Genomic DNA, 16,691 nt, shown 5'->3' with positions numbered 1-16,691 from the left:
GGTCGACATCATGAACCTGCAGCGCGCCAGCCAGCTGATCCCGGCCGGCGACGACGGCCTGCACCGCGTCCGGTTCGAGAACGGCGGCGAACTCAAGGCCAAGACCCTGATCCTCGCCACCGGCGCGCGCTGGCGCGAAATGAACGTGCCCGGCGAGCAGGAATACCGCGGTCGTGGCGTCGCCTACTGCCCGCACTGCGACGGCCCACTGTTCAAGGGCAAGCGCGTGGCGGTGATCGGCGGCGGCAACTCGGGCGTGGAAGCGGCCATCGACCTGGCCGGTATCGTCGCCCACGTGACCCTGCTCGAGTTCGGTGAGGAACTGCGTGCTGACGCCGTGCTGCAGCGCAAGCTCAACAGCCTGCCCAACGTCCGCGTGCTGAAGATGGCGCAGACCACCGAGGTCAAAGGCGACGGCCAGAAGGTCACCGGCCTGGTCTACAAGGACCGCACCAGCGAAGAAATGCACAGTGTCGAACTGGAAGGCATCTTCGTGCAGATCGGCCTGCTGCCCAACAGCGAATGGCTCAAGGGCACCCTGGAGCTGTCGCGCTTCGGCGAGATCATCGTCGATGCCAAGGGCCAGACCAGCATCCCCGGCGTGTTCGCCGCCGGCGACGTGACCACGGTGCCGTACAAGCAGATCGTGATCGCCGTTGGCGAGGGCGCCAAGGCCTCGCTGAGCGCCTTCGATCACCTGATCCGCACCTCCGCGCCGGCCTGATCGAGGCGCGAAAAACAAAGGGGAGCAGCCGTGCGGTTGCTCCCCTTTTTCTTTTACGCTGAGCCTGCTGTCAGCCGGCGTATAGCACGCAGCGATTGCGCCCGCCGTGCTTGGCCTGATAGAGCGCCTGATCGGCCTGTTGCAGCAGGCGCTCGTAGTCGGGGTGACCGTCGTGCACCGCCATACCGATGCTGACAGTCACCTGCAGCACCTCGCCGCTGGACAGGCGAAAGTGCTCGCGGGCGATGCGTTCGCGCAGTTTCTCGGCGGCCGCCAGCGCCTGGTTGGGGTCGATGTCCACCAGCACCAGCAGGAACTCCTCGCCACCCAGGCGGAACGCATAGTCGCCACCGCGGGTGTTGCTGGCCAGCAGGCCACCGACCTGCTGCAGGATCTGGTCACCGCCGTCATGCCCATGGGTGTCGTTGATGCGCTTGAAATGATCGACATCGATGGCGAGCACGCCGAAGGTGTTGTTCGACTGCCGCGCGTAGAGCACTTCCTTGGCCATCACTACCGGCAGGAACTTGCGGTTGAGCAGCCGCGTCAGCACGTCACGGCCGGCCTCCAGGTCGTTGGCCTGCTCGAACAGGCTGTCGAGCAGGAACTTGATCGAGCGCGTCTGCTCGCGGATATGGTGCAGCTTGGCCAGGCGACCGGTGGGGTCTCCCAGCGTGGCGATGGCCTTCAGCTCGTCATCGATCCGTGTGATGTAGTCGAGGATGCTCGCGCTCTCCGGCGAGCCCTGAAAGGCATGGGAAGCCTTGTGGCGGAACCACAAACCGAACTCGGAGCCGGCCAGCTGCGGCAGCGCGCCGGCGAGGTTGCCGATGGCCAGGTCGAACATCAGCTGGTTCTCCCAGTCCAGCAGCGCCGCACGCTGGCGCTCCTTTTCGACACCGATGTTCTGTGACACGGAGAACAGCCGATAGGCTTCCTCGGCCCGCGAGTTGCGGTCGTGGGACTGCGAGTAGGCGAAGCAGATGATCTCCACCGCCAGATCAATCAGATCGGCGCCCATCCGTGCGGCCTTGCGCCGTACCGGTTCTTCGAGCTCGCGCTGTTCCAGCAACTGGCGCAGGCGGCCCTTGAGCAGCCGGGAACCGCGCAGCACCAGGCTGACCGGAATCTCGATGCGTGCATGGATGTCGCCGACCTTGCGCTGCAGGTCGACCACTGCATCGAGGTCGCTAAGGGCCGTCGAAGAACAGACCGTGATGATCCAATTCTGCATGGATCTGCCGAGACGGGTCTTGACCTGCTCGTGGGACAGAAAGCTGGCGGAATGGGGCTCGGCGAGCATCTGCGAATAGAAGTGCTCGGCCAGTTCCTGGCTTTTCTCGTTCGCCACCGCCTGCAACGCGGCGGCGGCTTCGGCCGGATAGCCGTCCAGCAGGCGCAGCCACTCGGCGACCAGTTGATGGTTGGATATTTGCTGCATAGGGACTCGCTAGGAGGGGCGGGCGTCCCTGCCGGCCCCGACGTGATCAGGGGGTTGGACGACCCTGCGTTTCGAGCTGGCTGACCTGCGCGTTGACCCAGTCTTCGGCACGCTGGTTGAGTTCGGCGACCGCACGCGGCCCTTCGCTCTCGGCGTACATGGCCGGGCCGATGACCACCTGGATGGTGCCGGGGCGCTTGCCCCAGCCGGCCTTGGGCCAGAACATCCCGGCGTTATGCGCGATCGGCAAGACCGGCAGACCGGCATTGACTGCCAGCGAGGCGCCGCTGCGGGAGAACTTGGCCGGCTGGCCGACCGGTACGCGGGTGCCCTCCGGGAAGATCAGCACCCAGGCACCCTGCTCCAGGCGTTCGTGACCCTGCTTGGCGACCTGGCGCAGCGCCGCCTTGGGGTTGTCGCGATCGATGGCGATGGGCTTGAGCAGCATGATCGCCCAGCCGAAGAACGGCACACGCAGCAGCTCGCGCTTGAGCACCTGGGTCAGCGGCTCGAAATAGGCAGAAAGAAAGAAGGTTTCCCAAGTGCTCTGGTGCTTGGCCAGGATCACGCAGGGGCGCGTCGGGATGTTCTCCGTGCCATGCACCTCATAGCGCAGGCCGACCAGCGTTTTCGCCAGCCAGACGGCGCAGCGGCACCAGTTCTGTACCACGAAGCGGTAGCGCGGGCGGAACGTCATGAACGGCGCGCAGACCAGACTGACCAGGCACCAGGCGAAGGCGGTGAACGCCAGCAGGAAGTAGAACAGCGCGATGCGCAGGGGCAACAGGCTCATCGAGGATTCTCGAGCAGATGATCGACAACGGCGGCCAGGTCATCGAAGACCTGGGTACCCGGCGGCAGCGTGCCTTCCAGGGTGCGCAGACCCTTGCCGGTCCTGACCAGGTAAGGCACGCCGCCGAGCAGCATGCCGGCATGCAGATCGCGATGACTGTCGCCCACCACCGGCACGCCTTTCAGGTCCGCGAGACCGAAATGCTCGGCAATGCTGCGATACATTCCCGGTTTCGGTTTGCGGCAGTCGCAGCCGTCGTCGGGGCCATGTGGGCAATGCACGATCAGCTCGATGCGACCGCCCTGCTCCATCACCAGCTGCTGCATCTTGAAATGCATGTCGCTGAGGGTGCTTGCATCGAACTTGCCGCGCGCCACGCCGGACTGGTTGGTGGCCACCGCCACCGTCCAACCGGCCTTGCACAGCCGGGCGATGGCTTGCAGCGAGCCGGGAATCGGAATCCATTCCGCCACCGACTTGACGTATTCGTCGGAGTCCTCGTTGATCACCCCGTCGCGGTCCAGCACGATCAGCTTCACGGGCTTAGCCAAGTGCGGAAATATCGGCGACACCAAGGAACAGTCCTCTCAGCCGGGCCAGCAAGGCATAACGGTTGGCGCGCACCGAGGCGTCCTCGGCATTGACCAGCACCGCCTCGAAGAAGGCATCCACCGGGCCGCGCAGGTGCGCCAGGCGCTCCAGCGCCTCGCGATACTGGCGCGCGGCGGCCAGCGGCTGCACGGCCTGTTCGGCCTGCTGGATCGCCGAATACAGCGAGAACTCGGTGGCGTTGTCGAACCAGCGAGGTTCGACCGCTTCCGGCAGCTTGGCCTCGAACTTGGCCAGCAGGTTGGAGACGCGCTTGTTGGCGGCAGCCAGCGCCTCGGCTTCCGGCAGTCGACGGAAGGCCTGCACCGCCTGCACGCGCTGGTCGAAGTCCAGCGCCGAACCCGGCTGCACGGCACGTACCGAGAGGTAGGCGGCAGTGTCGACGCCCTCGTCCTCGTAGCGCGCACGCAGGCGGTCGAAGATGAATTCCAGCACCTGATCGGCCAGGCCCTGCTGCTTGACCCGGTCGCCGAACTGGCCGATGGCGAAGTTCACCGCTTCCACCAGATCGAGGTCCAGCTGCTTCTCGATGAGGATGCGCAGCACGCCCAGCGCCGCGCGCCGCAGCGCGTAGGGGTCCTTGGAGCCGGTCGGCAGCATGCCGATGCCGAAGATGCCGACCAGGGTGTCGAGCTTGTCGGCCACCGCCACCGCGGCACCGGTCAGGGTGCCTGGCAGCTCGGCGCCGGCGCCGCGCGGCATGTACTGCTCGTTGAGCGCCAGCGCCACGTCCTGCGGCTCGCCCTCGTGCAGCGCGTAGTAGTAGCCGGCGATGCCCTGCATCTCGGGGAACTCGCCAACCATCTCGGTGGCCAGGTCGGCCTTGCACAGCAGGCCGGCACGCATGGCACGTGCCTTGTCGCCGCCGGTGCGCTCGGCGATCAGTCCGGCCAGGCGCGAGACGCGCTCGGCCTTGTCGTACACGCTGCCGAGCTGGGCCTGGAATACCACGTTCTTCAGGCGCTCGTTGAAGCGCTCCAGCGGCTGCTTCTTGTCCTGTTTGAAGAAGAACTCGGCGTCGGTCAGGCGCGGGCGCACCACCTTCTCGTTACCGGCAACGATCTGCGCCGGGTCTTTCGATTCGATGTTGGCCACGGTGATGAAGCGCGGCAGCAGCTTGCCGTCGGCATCCAGCAGGCAGAAGTACTTCTGGTTGTCCTGCATGGTGGAGATCAGCGCCTCCTGCGGCACGTCGAGGAAGCGTTCCTCGAACGAGCAGACCAGCGGCACCGGCCACTCCACCAGCGCGGTGACCTCATCGAGCAGCGCCGGCGGCACGATGGCACTGCCGTTCTGCTCGGACGCCAGCTGCTCGACGCCCTTGGCGATCAGCTCGCGGCGCTCGGCGAAGTCGGCGATGACGTGGGCGCCGCGCAGGTCCTCCAGGTAGCCTGCCGGGCTGGAGATGCGCACCTGACCGGGACTGTGGAAGCGGTGGCCGCGCGATTCGCGGCCGGCGCGCTGGGCGAGGATCTCGCAGTCGATCACCTGCTCGCCGAACAGCATCACCAGCCACTGGGTCGGACGGACGAACTCTTCCTTGCGTGCGGCCCAGCGCATGCGCTTGGGAATCGGCAGGTCGTTCAGCGAAGCCTCGACGATACCCGGCAGCAGCTGGGTGGCGGGCTGGCCTTCGATGGTGCGGCTGAACTTGAGCTTCGGCCCGCTGCGGTCGATTTCGGCCAGGTCCACGCCACACTTGCGGGCGAAACCCAGGGCAGCCTGGGTCGGTTCACCGTGGGCGTCGAAGGCGGCCTGCATCGGGGGGCCGTCGAGGTTGATGCTGCGGTCCGGCTGCTGGGTGGCCAGCTGCTCGACCAGCACAGCCAGGCGACGCGGTGCGGCGTAGGCCTGGGCCTTGGCAAAGCCCAGGCCGGCGTCCTTCAGGCCCTTCTCGATACCAGCGCAGAAGGCTTCGGCCAGCTTGGCGAGCGCCTTCGGTGGCAGTTCTTCGGTACCCAGTTCGACGAGGAAATCCAGTGCACTCATTCTGCAGCCTCCAGCTTGGCCAGCACTTCGTCACGCAGTTCGGGGGTGGCCATGGGGAAGCCGAGTTTGGCGCGGGCCAGCAGGTAGCTCTGGGCGATCGAACGGGCCAGGCTGCGCACGCGCAGGATGTACTGCTGGCGCGCGGTGACCGAAATGGCGCGACGGGCATCGAGCAGGTTGAAGGTGTGCGAGGCCTTGACCACCATCTCGTAGGCCGGCAGCGGCAGCTCGGCGGCCATCAGCCGGTTGGCTTCGCTCTCGTAGAAATCGAAGAGTTCGAACAGCTTCGGCACATTGGCGTGCTCGAAGTTGTAGGTCGACTGCTCCACCTCGTTCTGGTGGAACACATCGCCATAGGTCACGGTGCCGAACGGACCGTCGGCCCAGATCAGGTCGTAGACCGAGTCGACACCCTGCAGGTACATGGCCAGGCGCTCGAGACCGTAGGTGATCTCGCCGGTGACCGGATAGCACTCGACGCCACCGACCTGCTGGAAGTAGGTGAACTGGGTGACTTCCATGCCGTTGAGCCAGACTTCCCAGCCCAGGCCCCAGGCGCCGAGGGTCGGCGATTCCCAGTTGTCCTCGACGAAGCGTACGTCGTGCACGCTGGTGTCGACGCCGATGCGGCGCAGCGACTCGAGGTACAGGTCCTGGATGTTTTCCGGGTTGGGCTTCAACACCACCTGGAACTGGTAGTAGTGCTGCAGGCGGTTGGGGTTCTCACCATAGCGGCCATCGGCCGGGCGGCGCGAGGGCTGGACGTAGGCGGCGTTCCAGGTCTCCGGACCGATGGCGCGCAGGAAGGTGGCGGTGTGAAAAGTACCGGCGCCCATTTCCATGTCGTAGGGCTGCAGAACCACGCAACCCTGCTCGGCCCAGTAGCTCTGCAGGGCGAGGATCAGGTCTTGGAAGGTGCGCACGGCAGGCGTAGTCTGGCTCAAAATTTCACCTGTGCTGGGCTTCGACAGAAAGCCTCGGAGTATACCTCCCGCGCCCCTGCGCTTGCGACGGTTTCCGGGCACGGCACGCCGGCGCGAGGATGGCTATGCCACGGTGCAACTGGTGCGGCAGCGACCCGCTGTACATCGCCTACCACGATCACGAATGGGGCGTGCCGACGCGCGACCCGCAGGTGCTGTTCGAATTCCTGCTGCTCGAGGCGTTCCAGGCCGGGCTCTCGTGGATCACCGTGCTGCGCAAGCGCGAGCGTTATCGGCAGGTGCTGTTCGGCTTCGACGCCGAGCGTCTGGCGATCATGAGCGATGCCGAGATCGACGAGCGCATGCAGGACCCTGGCATCATCCGCAACCGCCGCAAGCTCGAAGCCGCGCGTGGCAATGCGCGCGCCTGGCTGCGGCTGGACGATCCGGCCGGCTTCGTCTGGTCGTTCGTCGGCGATGTGCCGAAGATCAACCGCTTCGCGCGCATCGATCAGGTGCCGGCGGTTTCCGCCGAAGCCGAGGCCATGAGCAAGGCGCTGAAGAAGGCCGGTTTCAGCTTCGTCGGCCCGACCATCTGCTACGCCTACATGCAGGCCTGCGGCCTGGTCATGGACCACCTGATCGACTGCGAGCGGCACGCCGCACTGGCGGGGTCGATCCCGTCCGGCGCGGGGCGCGTGGATGCCGTTTAGCCGCAGCACGGCGCTGCGACGCCCTCGCTCCACCCTGTCTGGCGCAAGCAGGTAAACTCGCGTTTTTGCTACCCGGAGTGCGGCGTGGAAAAACTCAAAGGTGCCCTGGTGGTCGGCGCGCTGCGCCTGGTGGCCGCGTTGCCCTGGCCGGCGGTGCAGGGGCTTGGCTCGGCAATCGGCTGGCTGATGTGGAAACTGCCCAACCGCTCGCGCGAAGTGGCACGGACCAACCTGCACAAGTGCTTTCCCGACCTCGACGCCGGGCAGCTGGACGCCCTGCTCGGCCGCACCCTGCGCGATATTGGCAAGACCTTTACCGAAAGTGCCTGCGCCTGGATCTGGCCGGCGCACAAGACCCTCGGACTGATCAAGCAGGTCGAAGGCCTCGAGGTGCTGGAACAGGCGCTCGCGTCCGGCAAGGGTGTGGTCGGCATCACCAGCCACCTGGGCAACTGGGAGGTGCTGAATCACTTCTACTGTGCGCAGTGCAAACCGATCATCTTCTACCGCCCGCCGAAGCTCAAAGCGGTGGACGATCTGCTGCAGCAGCAGCGCGTGCAGCTGGGCAACCGCGTCGCGCCGTCGACCCGCGAGGGCATTCTCAGCGTGATCAAGGAAGTTCGTCGCGGCGGTTCGGTGGGCATTCCGGCCGACCCCGAGCCGAGCGAAGGCAGCGGCCTGTTCGTGCCGTTCTTCGCCATCCAGGCGCTGACCAGCAAGTTCGTCCCCGGCATGCTCGCCGGCGGCAAGGCGGTCGGCGTGTTCCTGCACGCGCTGCGCCTGGAGGATGGTTCCGGCTTCAAGGTGATCCTTGAAGCGGCGCCCGAAGGCATGTACAGCGAGGATGTGGAAACCGCCGTGGCGGCCATGAGCGCGACGATCGAGAAATACGTGCGCGCCTATCCGAGCCAGTACATGTGGACGATGAAGCGCTTCAAGAAGCGCCCGCCGGGGGAGAAACGCTGGTACTGAGCGGGCCAGACGATAACGACAACAAGGACGAGCAAGCATGAACAACCAACGTCAGTACCCGCGCACCAGCATGAAGTGCCGGATTCGCATCAGCCATCTGGCCTTCGGCGATGTCTTCGCGCACACCCGCGATCTGTCGGATGGCGGCGTCTACATCAGGCATCCCGAGTTGGCGGCGCTGGCGCCGGGCAGCGTGGTGACCGGCCAGGTGCAGGATCTGCCGATCCCGGCGCCGGTGCTGCGGCTGGAAGTGATGCGAGTGGATGCCGAGGGCGCCGGCCTGCGCTTTCTGCAGGACGACTGACGCGCGTACTCAGTCAGGCGTGAGCTTGTCGAGACGGCGCAGGAACAGCGTCATTTCCTTTTCCGCCTGCTTGTCGCCGCGGGCGACCGCCGCGGCAATCCCCTGCTGCCAGGCATGACGCGCACCGGCGAGGTCGTCGGCGGCCTGCAGTGCCTTGCCGAGCAGCTTCCAGGCCGCCGAATACTTAGGATCGAGTTCCACGCAGCGGCGCAGATGCTCGGCCGCCCGGCCCGGCTGTCCCGCATCCAGATAGCCCTTGCCGAGGCCGAAGCGCAGCATCGGATTGTCCATGCCTTGCGAGAGCATTTTTTCCAGCGATTCGAGCATCTTCGGACCTTTTTCGGCAGGCGCTCCGGGGTGTCCTGCACTGTAGTGCAAAGCGTCCGCCGGGCAAGGCCGGTAGCATAAGCCATTGGTCTTAAGGACCGCTCGTGTGGCACTTGCGGGCGGGCGACGACACGCGAGCGGGCTCACCGGGACTCAGTGGGCCTCGTTGACCGCGCTGAGAAACTCCCGGGTGCGTTCCTCGCGCGGGTTGTTGAACAGCTCGTCCGGGCTGCCCTGCTCGTGGATCCGGCCCTCATGGAAGAAGCACACCCGGTCGGCGAATTCGCGGGCGAAGCCCATCTGGTGGGTCACCATCAGCATCGTCAGGTTGTGCGCCTCGCCGAGGCGGCGGATCACATTGAGCACTTCGCCGCACAGCTCCGGGTCCAGCGCCGAGGTCACTTCGTCGAACAGCATCACCTTCGGCCGCATCGCCAGTGCGCGGGCAATCGCCACGCGCTGTTGCTGGCCGCCGGACAGCTGCGCCGGGAAGTGTTCCAGCTTGTCTTCCAGGCCGACCATGGCCAGCAGTTCTTCGGCGCGCTCGCGAGCTTCGGCCTTGCTCAGCCCGAGCACCTGCACCGGCGCTTCCATGACGTTCTGCAGCGCGTTCATGTGCGGAAACAGGTTGAAGCTCTGGAACACCATGCCAACCTTGCCGCGCACCCGGCGCAGGTGACGGGCGTTGGCCGGGACCAACTGGCCGCTGGCGTCGGGCATGTGTGTCAGCGGCTCGCCGTCGACCTCGATCACGCCCTCGTCGATGCCTTCCAGAGTCATCAGTACGCGCAGCAGGGTGGATTTCCCGGAGCCGCTGGGGCCGATGATCGCGACCTTCTCGCCTTCCTCGATCTGCAGGTCGAGCCCGTCGAGCACGGTCAGTTCACCGTAGCGCTTGGTCACGCCGGCGAAGCGCACCAGCGGTTGCGTCTGCTCCGGCTGCTGTGTTGTCGGGTTCAGGGTGTCCGTGGACTGCATCGGCGTATTCATCGGGCCAGCTCCATGCGGTTTTCCAGGCGGCGCACGCACCAGGCGAGGCCGAGGCTGAGAATGAGGAAGAACAGGCCGACCATGGTGATCGGCTCAAGATAGCGGAAACTCTCGGAGCCGATGTTCTTGGCCCGCTGCATGATTTCCACCACGGTGATCGCCGACAGCACCGGCGTGTCCTTGAGGATCGAGATCAGGTAGTTGCCCAGCGCCGGCAGCACCGGACGCAGCGCTTGCGGCAGGATCACGTCGCGGTAGGCGGTCCATGGCTTCATGTTCAACGCGGTGACGGCTTCCCATTGCGAACGGGGTACTGCGTCCAGGCCGGCGCGGTACACCTCCGCGGTGTAGCAGGCGTAATGCAGGGCGATGCCGATGATGCCCGCCTGCATCGCGCTGAGGTTGAGGCCGTAGTTGGGGAACACGTAGAACAGGAAATACACCTGGATCAGCAGCGGCGTGCTGCGGATGAACTCGATCAGCCCGGTGATCGGCCAGGATAGCCAGCGCAGGCGGCTGCGCCGGCCGATGGCGAGGAACAGGCCAAGCACAACGGCAATGGCGAAACCGGCCAGGGCGATGCCGATGGTCGTCAGCGAGGCATCCAGCAGGCGCGGCAGGATCTCGCGGGCGAACTGCCAGTCGAAGAAGTTCATGACAGGCCTCCGCGCATCCGTCCGCGGGCCAGCCGGCGTTCCAGCTGGCGCATGCCGAAGTTGATCGCCTGGGCCAGAACGAAGTAGATCACCAGCGCCAGGCCGAAGATCTCCATGGTCATCAGCGTCGCCTGATCCAGCTGGCGGGCTCGGAAGGCTAGATCCGACAGCGTGATCAGCGACACCAGCGAGGTGTTCTTCAGCAACTCGATCAGCAGGTTGGTGCCGGGCGGAATCGCCGCGAGCAACGCCTGCGGCAGGATGATGCGGCGCATGCGTGCCAGCGGCGTCATGTTCAGCGCCTGACAGGCTTCGTGCTGGCCGCGATGCACCGAGCGGATCGCGCCGCGCAGCACCTCGGCGCCGTAGGCACCGATGTTCAGGCCCAGCCCGACCACGGCCACGGTGAAGGCACTCATTTCGACATTGAACGGTGGCAGCGGCAGCACGAAGTACAGCCAGAACAGCTGCACCAGCAGCGACGAGCCGCGGAAGACCTCGATATAGGTGATGGCCAGCCAGCGCAATGGCGCCACAGGCGAGAGCCGGGCCAGCGCGGCGATCAGCGCACAGGCGATGGCCAGCAGGGAGCCGAAGAAGGTCACCTTCACGGTAACCCAGGAACCCTGCAGCAGCAGAGGAAGCAGTTCGATCATGATGGCGCTATCCGGTTTTCCGGAGCGCTGAGCGAGGCTGCGCAAGCAGCGGCGCAGCCTTGGTCAGCGTTCACAGGCGGGACCGCGGGTCGGCGGCGCCAACCAGCCGTCCCGACGGGCTTCAGGCGCCGCAGAGTTCGGCGGCAGTCTTGTCGGTGACGTTGGAGCGATCGAAGCCAAACGGTTCGATGGTCTTCAGATGCTCCTCGCTGCCCAGCCACTGCTTGAGTTCGGCATTGACCGCATCACGCAGCGCCTTGTCCTGCGGACGGAAGGCCAGCGCGCCATAGCCTGCGCGTGCCGGATCGTCCTTGAAGTCGGCGATGGCCTCGACATCGTCACCGGCCTTGTCGGCCAGCCCTTTCATGGTCAGCTGGGTGCCGATGGCGGCGTCGGCGCGACCGCTGCGTACGGCCTGCAGCTGTGAGGTGGTATCCGGGACCTGCAGGATCTGCGAATCCTTGATACCGGCCTTGCGTGCGTAGCCGAGGTTCACCGTGCCGGACATGATCGCGATCTTCACGTCGGGGTTGTTGGCGATGTCCTCGTAGCTGCGCAGGTTCTTCGGGTTGCCTTCGGCCACCAGCAGGGTGTCGAGCAGGCGGTAGTGCGGGTCGGTGAACAGCACCTGCTTGCAGCGCTCGGGGGTGATGTACATGCCGGCGGCGATGAGGTCGAAGCGCCCGGCGCGCAGGCCGGGGATCAGCGAGCCCCACTCGGTGAGCACCGGTTTGATGGTGTCGATCTGCATGCGCTCGAAGACCTTGCGCACGATCTCCGGTGATTCGCCGGTGACGCTGCCGTCGAGGGCGGTGTAGGCAAAGGGGGTTTCGTTGGCGTAGCCAATGCGGATGCTGCTGCTGTCCTTTATCTCTTCCAGGGTATCGGCCTGGGTCAGGCTGCCGAAGCTGATGCTGGCCAGAGCGGTACAACCGATCAGCAGCCGGCGAGTGAGTGTCGGGATGGTGGTGTTCCTCATGGGAGATTCTCCTGTTCCTTGTAGAGACCGAGGAATCGGATCGTTGTGTTTTTTAGGAGGGATATCGCGCACTTGGTTGGTTGACGGGCTTTATGACGACGACAAGGTTCAAAAGGTTCGGCGGCAATAGTCTTTAGTAATTGATGTGCAACGCGAGATTGATCCTTATCGATGCCAAACGGAGGGTACAAAAGCTCGGCATAAAAGGGAAATCGGTGGTCATTTGAGGTGAATGGATGCGATAGCGATGAATCCTGCCAAACTGCATAGCTACAGCAATTCAGGAGTTCTCGCGGGAAAGCAGCGCTTGTCGATTGATAAAACGAAACGACCCGCCAGAGGCGGGTCGTAACATGCGGGCAGTGGCGTGGGTCTCAGGCGCCTAGAAGAAGGTCAGACCGGCCTGGAACAGGCGCTCCACGTCGCGGATGTGTTTCTTGTCGACGAGGAACAGGATCACGTGGTCGCCGGAAGCGATCACCGTGTCGCTGTGGGCGATCAGCACTTCTTCGTCGCGGATCACTGCGCCGATGGTGGCGCCGGGCGGCAGGGCGATCTGGCTGATCATGCGGCCGACCACCTTGCTCGAGCGTGCGTCGCCGTGGGCGACCACTTCGATGGCCTCGGCCGCACCGCGGCGCAGCGAATGCGCGCTGACGATGTCGCCGCGCCGCACGTGGGTGAGTAGCGTGCCGATGGTCGCCAGCTGCGGACTGATGGCGATGTCGATATCGCCGCCCTGCACCAGGTCGACGTAGGCCGGGTTGTTGATGATGCACATGACCTTGCGCGCGCCGAGGCGCTTGGCCAGCAGCGAGGACATGATGTTGGCCTCGTCGTCGTTGGTCAGCGCGAGGAACACGTCGGCATCGTTGATGTTCTCTTCCACCAGCAGATCGCGATCCGAGGCGCTGCCTTGCAGGATCACCGTGCTGTCGAGCGCGTCCGACAGGTAACGGCAGCGCGCCGGATTCATCTCGATGATCTTCACCTGATAGCGGCTTTCGATGGCCTCGGCCAGCCGCTCGCCGATGTGCCCGCCGCCGGCGATGACGATGCGCTTGTAGTTCTCGTCGAGCCGGCGCATTTCGCTCATCACCGCGCGGATATGGCCCTTGGCAGCAATGAAGAACACTTCGTCGTCGGCTTCGATCACCGTGTCGCCCTGCGGCAGGATCGCGTGATTGCGGCGGAAGATCGCCGCCACCCGCGTATCGACGTTGGGCATGTGACGGCGGATCTGGCGCAGCTCTTGACCCACCAGCGGGCCGCCGTAGTAGGCGCGCACCGCTACCAGCTGCGCCTTGCCGCCGGCGAAGTCGATCACCTGCAGCGAGCCGGGGTGTTCGATCAGCCGCTTGATGTAGTTGGTGACTACCTGCTCGGGACTGATCAGCACGTCGACGGGAATCGCCTCGTTGTTGAACAGGCCGGTACGTACCAGATAGGCCGGCTCGCGCACACGGGCGATCTTGGTCGGGGTGTGAAACAGCGTGTAGGCAACCTGGCAGGCCACCATGTTGGTCTCGTCGCTGTTGGTCACCGCCACCAGCATGTCGGCATCGTCGGCACCGGCCTGGCGCAGCACGGTGGGGAACGAGGCACGCCCCTGCACGGTGCGGATGTCCAGGCGGTCGCCGAGGTCGCGCAGGCGGTCGCCGTCGGTGTCGACCACAGTGATGTCGTTCGCTTCGCCGGCGAGATGTTCGGCGAGGGTGCCGCCGACCTGGCCGGCGCCGAGGATGATGATCTTCAAGACTGAACTCCCGAAACGGCGTTAGCGCCGGATACGCCACGTGACTGCGCGGCGATCTTGATCAGCTTTGCGTAGTAGAAACCGTCGTGGCCGTCGATCTGCGGCAGCAGCTGGCGCCCGTGCGGCTGCGTCACGCCGAAGCCGGCGGGCAGGTCCAGCTCGCGTGCGCCCGGGGTGCGGGCGAGGAAGGCGGCGATCACTTCGCGGTTCTCGGTCGGCAGCACCGAGCAGGTCGCATAGAGCAGCACGCCACCGACCTCCAGCGTCGGCCACAAGGCATCGAGCAGTTCACTCTGCAGCGCGGCGAGCGGCGGGATGTCGTCGGCCTGCCGGGTCAGCTTGATGTCCGGGTGCCGGCGAATCACCCCGGTGGCCGAACAGGGTGCGTCGAGCAGGATGCGCTGAAACGGCTTGCCGTCCCACCATTGTTCCGTGGCGCGGGCGTCGGCGGCCAGCAGGTGGGCGCTGAGCTGCAAGCGGTCGAGGTTTTCCTGTACCCGGGCCAGCCGCTTGGGTTCCAGATCTAGGGCGACCACCTCGGCCAGTTGCGGCTCGCGTTCGAGCAGGTGGCAGGTCTTGCCGCCCGGCGCGCAGCAGGCGTCCAGCACGCGTTGGCCGGGGCCGAGATCGAGCAGCCCCGCGGCCAGCTGCGCGGCTTCGTCCTGTACGCTGACGCGGCCGTCGGCGAAGCCGGGCAGCTGCTGCACGTCGCAGGGGCTGGCCAGGCGGATACCGTCTTCGCTGAAATCGCAGGCGAAGGCTTCGATGCCGGCGGCCTGCAGCTCGGCGAGATACTGCTCGCGGCTGCCCTGGCGACGGTTGACCCGCAGCATCATCGGCGGATGCGCATTATTGGCGGCGCAGACCGCTTCCCACTGATCCGGCCAATGCGCCTTGAGCGCCTTCTGCAACCAGCGCGGATGGGCGACGCGGATCACCGGGTCGTGCTCGAGCTCGGCCAGCAGCGCCTCGCCCTCGCGCTGGGCGCGACGCAGCACGGCATTGAGCAGACCCTTGGCCCAGGGCTTCTTCAGCTTGTCGACGCAGCCGACCGTCTCGCCGATGGCGGCGTGCGCGGGGATGCGGGTGTGCAGCAACTGGTAGAGGCCCACCAGCAGCAGCGCCTCGACGTCGTGATCGGCGGCCTTGAACGGTTTCTGCAGCAGCTTGGCCGCCAGCCCGGCCAGCCGCGGTTGCCAGCGTGCAGTGCCGAAGGCCAGCTCCTGGGTCAGGCCGCGATCGCGCGCATCGACCTTGCCGAGCACCTCGGGCAGGCTGCTGCCCAGCGAGGCCTTGCCCGACAGCACGACGCTCAGCGCACGGGCCGCCGCCAGGCGCGGATTCATTGGCCGAGGACCTGGCCGGCGGCGAACTGCTCGCGGCGGCTGTTGTACAGGTCGGCGAAGTCCAGCGGCTTGCCGCCGGGTAGCTGCAGGCGGGTCAGGCTCAGAGCGCCCACGCCGCAGGCGACGGTCAGCCCGTGCCTGCTCGCCTCGAGGATGTGTCCCGGCTCGCCCTGCCCGGCGCCGACGCGCGCAGCGTGGATTTTCAGCGCATCGCTGCCAAGCGTGGTGTGGCAGATCGGCCACGGATTAAAGGCGCGGACCAGCCGTTCCAGCTCGACCGCCGGACGGCGCCAGTCGATGCGCGCCTCGTCCTTGCTCAGCTTGTGCGCATAGGTGGCGAGGGCATCGTCCTGGGACTCGGGTTGCAGTGTGCCGGCAGCCAGTGCGTCGACTGCCCGCACCACGGCCTGCGAGCCGAGTGCGGCGAGGCGGTCGTGCAGCGTGCCGCCAGTGTCTTCGGCCGTGATCGGCGTGCTGACCTTGAGCAACATCGGTCCGGTATCTAGCCCCGCTTCCATCTGCATCACCGTCACGCCGGATGCATCATCGCCGGCTTCGATCGCACGCTGGATCGGCGCCGCGCCGCGCCAGCGGGGCAGCAGCGAGGCGTGGCTGTTGATGCAGCCCAGGCGCGGCAGATCGAGAACCGCCTGCGGCAGGATCAGGCCGTAGGCGACCACCACCATCAGATCGGCCTGCAGCGCTGCCAGCTCGGCCTGCGCCGCCGGATCGCGTAGGGTCTGCGGTTGATACACCGGGATGCCGTGCTGCATGGCGAGCTGCTTGACCGGGCTCGGCGCCAGCTTCTGCCCGCGCCCGGCGGGGCGGTCCGGCTGGGTGTAGACGGCGACGATGGTGCGGCCCGCATCGAGCAGTGCCTGCAGATGCTGGGCGGCGAACTCCGGGGTACCGGCAAAAACGATGCGCATGGACTGGGTCATGGGGGGCTCGCTAAGAAAAAAGGCCTGCCGCAGCAAGCCTTTCGGGGGAACGGTGATCAAGCCTGCTGGCGGTGCAGCTTTTCCAGCTTCTTCTTGATCCGGTCGCGCTTGAGGCTGGACAGGTAATCGACGAACAGCTTGCCGTTGAGGTGATCGCATTCGTGCTGGATGCACACCGCGAGCAGGCCCTCAGCGATGAGCTCGTAGGGCTGGCCGTCGCGGTCCAGCGCCTTGACCTTGACCTTCTGTGGGCGATCGACGTTCTCGTAGAAGCCCGGCACCGACAGGCAGCCTTCCTGATACTGGTCCATCTGCTCGGTCAGCGCTTCGAATTCGGGATTGATGAATACCCGCGGTTCGCTCTTGTCCTCGGACAGGTCCATCACCACCACGCGCTTGTGCACGTTGACCTGCGTTGCGGCCAGGCCGATTCCCGGTGCCTCGTACATGGTTTCGAACATGTCGTCGATCAACTGACGGATGCCGTCATCGACCACATCCACCGGTTTAGCGATGGTGCGCAGGCGCGGATCGGGAAACTCAAGGATGTTCAGAATGGCCATATGCGTTTG

18 protein-coding genes are annotated in these 16,691 nt (G+C 65.8%); 4 read left to right on the top strand and 14 right to left on the bottom strand.

Features of this window, described 5'->3' with window-relative positions; all coding sequences use genetic code 11:
* Window positions 1–724 (top strand): FAD-dependent oxidoreductase (locus NAV27_RS15980; RefSeq protein ID WP_256055311.1); only part of this gene is annotated, 724 nt, incomplete at its 5' end.
* Between the two features lie 70 nt (window positions 725–794).
* Here NAV27_RS15980 and NAV27_RS15975 read toward each other — a convergent pair.
* Genes NAV27_RS15975 through glyQ form a run of 5 tightly spaced genes read right to left on the bottom strand, consistent with a single transcriptional unit; the run spans window position 795 to window position 6,500 of the window.
* A complete protein-coding gene (locus tag NAV27_RS15975) occupies window positions 795–2,165 on the bottom strand; it encodes a GGDEF domain-containing protein (protein WP_102828171.1) in 1,371 nt (456 codons plus the stop codon).
* Between the two features lie 46 nt (window positions 2,166–2,211).
* Window positions 2,212–2,958 carry a lysophospholipid acyltransferase family protein gene (locus tag NAV27_RS15970; RefSeq protein WP_054094228.1) on the bottom strand — a complete coding sequence of 249 codons (747 nt, stop codon included), beginning with the start codon at window positions 2,956–2,958 and terminating at the stop codon, window positions 2,212–2,214.
* Complete coding sequence (gene gmhB, locus NAV27_RS15965) at window positions 2,955–3,497, bottom strand: D-glycero-beta-D-manno-heptose 1,7-bisphosphate 7-phosphatase (protein WP_008569088.1); 543 nt, start codon at window positions 3,495–3,497, stop codon at window positions 2,955–2,957. The genes NAV27_RS15970 and gmhB overlap by 4 nt, the downstream gene beginning before the upstream one ends.
* Before the next feature lie 4 nt (window positions 3,498–3,501).
* Window positions 3,502–5,556, bottom strand: coding sequence for a glycine--tRNA ligase subunit beta (gene glyS, locus NAV27_RS15960; protein ID WP_102828172.1), 2,055 nt, complete (start codon window positions 5,554–5,556; stop codon window positions 3,502–3,504).
* Window positions 5,553–6,500: a glycine--tRNA ligase subunit alpha gene (glyQ, locus tag NAV27_RS15955; protein ID WP_061340224.1), complete on the bottom strand. Its 948-nt coding sequence runs from the start codon at window positions 6,498–6,500 to the stop codon at window positions 5,553–5,555. The genes glyS and glyQ overlap by 4 nt, the downstream gene beginning before the upstream one ends.
* Before the next feature lie 104 nt (window positions 6,501–6,604).
* Between glyQ and NAV27_RS15950 the strand changes: the two genes are divergently transcribed.
* From NAV27_RS15950 to NAV27_RS15940, 3 genes are all read left to right on the top strand, one after another.
* The gene (locus NAV27_RS15950) at window positions 6,605–7,192 is read left to right on the top strand and encodes a DNA-3-methyladenine glycosylase I (RefSeq protein ID WP_008569085.1); all 588 of its coding nucleotides are present in this window, start codon (window positions 6,605–6,607) and stop codon (window positions 7,190–7,192) included.
* Window positions 7,193–7,276: 84 nt separating this feature from the next.
* On the top strand, window positions 7,277–8,164 hold the full coding sequence (locus NAV27_RS15945) for a lysophospholipid acyltransferase (protein ID WP_008569084.1): 888 nt from the start codon (window positions 7,277–7,279) through the stop codon (window positions 8,162–8,164).
* A 37-nt stretch (window positions 8,165–8,201) separates the two neighbouring features.
* Window positions 8,202–8,468 (top strand): PilZ domain-containing protein, encoded by a 267-nt coding sequence (locus NAV27_RS15940; RefSeq protein WP_102828173.1) that lies wholly within the window; start codon window positions 8,202–8,204, stop codon window positions 8,466–8,468.
* A 9-nt stretch (window positions 8,469–8,477) separates the two neighbouring features.
* On the opposite strand, the gene NAV27_RS15935 is transcribed toward NAV27_RS15940, so the two are convergent.
* The 9 genes from NAV27_RS15935 to def all read right to left on the bottom strand — a co-directional run bounded on the left by NAV27_RS15935 (window position 8,478) and on the right by def (window position 16,682).
* The gene (locus tag NAV27_RS15935) at window positions 8,478–8,795 is read right to left on the bottom strand and encodes a tetratricopeptide repeat protein (RefSeq protein ID WP_102828174.1); all 318 of its coding nucleotides are present in this window, start codon (window positions 8,793–8,795) and stop codon (window positions 8,478–8,480) included.
* Window positions 8,796–8,948: 153 nt separating this feature from the next.
* Window positions 8,949–9,785: an ectoine/hydroxyectoine ABC transporter ATP-binding protein EhuA gene (gene ehuA, locus NAV27_RS15930; RefSeq protein WP_102828175.1), complete on the bottom strand. Its 837-nt coding sequence runs from the start codon at window positions 9,783–9,785 to the stop codon at window positions 8,949–8,951.
* Window positions 9,782–10,441: an ectoine/hydroxyectoine ABC transporter permease subunit EhuD gene (ehuD, locus tag NAV27_RS15925; RefSeq protein WP_008569079.1), complete on the bottom strand. Its 660-nt coding sequence runs from the start codon at window positions 10,439–10,441 to the stop codon at window positions 9,782–9,784. The genes ehuA and ehuD overlap by 4 nt, the downstream gene beginning before the upstream one ends.
* Window positions 10,438–11,097 carry an ectoine/hydroxyectoine ABC transporter permease subunit EhuC gene (gene ehuC / locus NAV27_RS15920; protein WP_102828176.1) on the bottom strand — a complete coding sequence of 220 codons (660 nt, stop codon included), beginning with the start codon at window positions 11,095–11,097 and terminating at the stop codon, window positions 10,438–10,440. Before ehuC ends, ehuD begins: the two co-directional genes overlap by 4 nt.
* A 121-nt stretch (window positions 11,098–11,218) precedes the next feature.
* The gene (gene ehuB, locus NAV27_RS15915; protein WP_102828177.1) at window positions 11,219–12,076 is read right to left on the bottom strand and encodes an ectoine/hydroxyectoine ABC transporter substrate-binding protein EhuB; all 858 of its coding nucleotides are present in this window, start codon (window positions 12,074–12,076) and stop codon (window positions 11,219–11,221) included.
* 382 nt (window positions 12,077–12,458) lie between these two features.
* The gene (gene trkA / locus NAV27_RS15910) at window positions 12,459–13,832 is read right to left on the bottom strand and encodes a Trk system potassium transporter TrkA (RefSeq protein ID WP_008569076.1); all 1,374 of its coding nucleotides are present in this window, start codon (window positions 13,830–13,832) and stop codon (window positions 12,459–12,461) included.
* Window positions 13,829–15,178 carry a 16S rRNA (cytosine(967)-C(5))-methyltransferase RsmB gene (gene rsmB, locus NAV27_RS15905; protein ID WP_102828178.1) on the bottom strand — a complete coding sequence of 450 codons (1,350 nt, stop codon included), beginning with the start codon at window positions 15,176–15,178 and terminating at the stop codon, window positions 13,829–13,831. Before rsmB ends, trkA begins: the two co-directional genes overlap by 4 nt.
* Entirely contained in the window at window positions 15,175–16,119 is a 945-nt protein-coding gene (gene fmt, locus NAV27_RS15900; RefSeq protein ID WP_102828179.1) for a methionyl-tRNA formyltransferase, read from the bottom strand. Before fmt ends, rsmB begins: the two co-directional genes overlap by 4 nt.
* A 56-nt stretch (window positions 16,120–16,175) precedes the next feature.
* The gene (def, locus tag NAV27_RS15895; protein WP_102828180.1) at window positions 16,176–16,682 is read right to left on the bottom strand and encodes a peptide deformylase; all 507 of its coding nucleotides are present in this window, start codon (window positions 16,680–16,682) and stop codon (window positions 16,176–16,178) included.
* Window positions 16,683–16,691: the final 9 nt, after the last annotated feature.

This window comes from Stutzerimonas degradans (assembly GCF_024448505.1).
GTDB classification, from domain to species: Bacteria; Pseudomonadota; Gammaproteobacteria; order Pseudomonadales; family Pseudomonadaceae; genus Stutzerimonas; species Stutzerimonas degradans.
The sequence above is the reverse complement of the archived record's forward strand: the minus strand, read 5'-3'. Positions and strand labels throughout refer to the sequence as shown.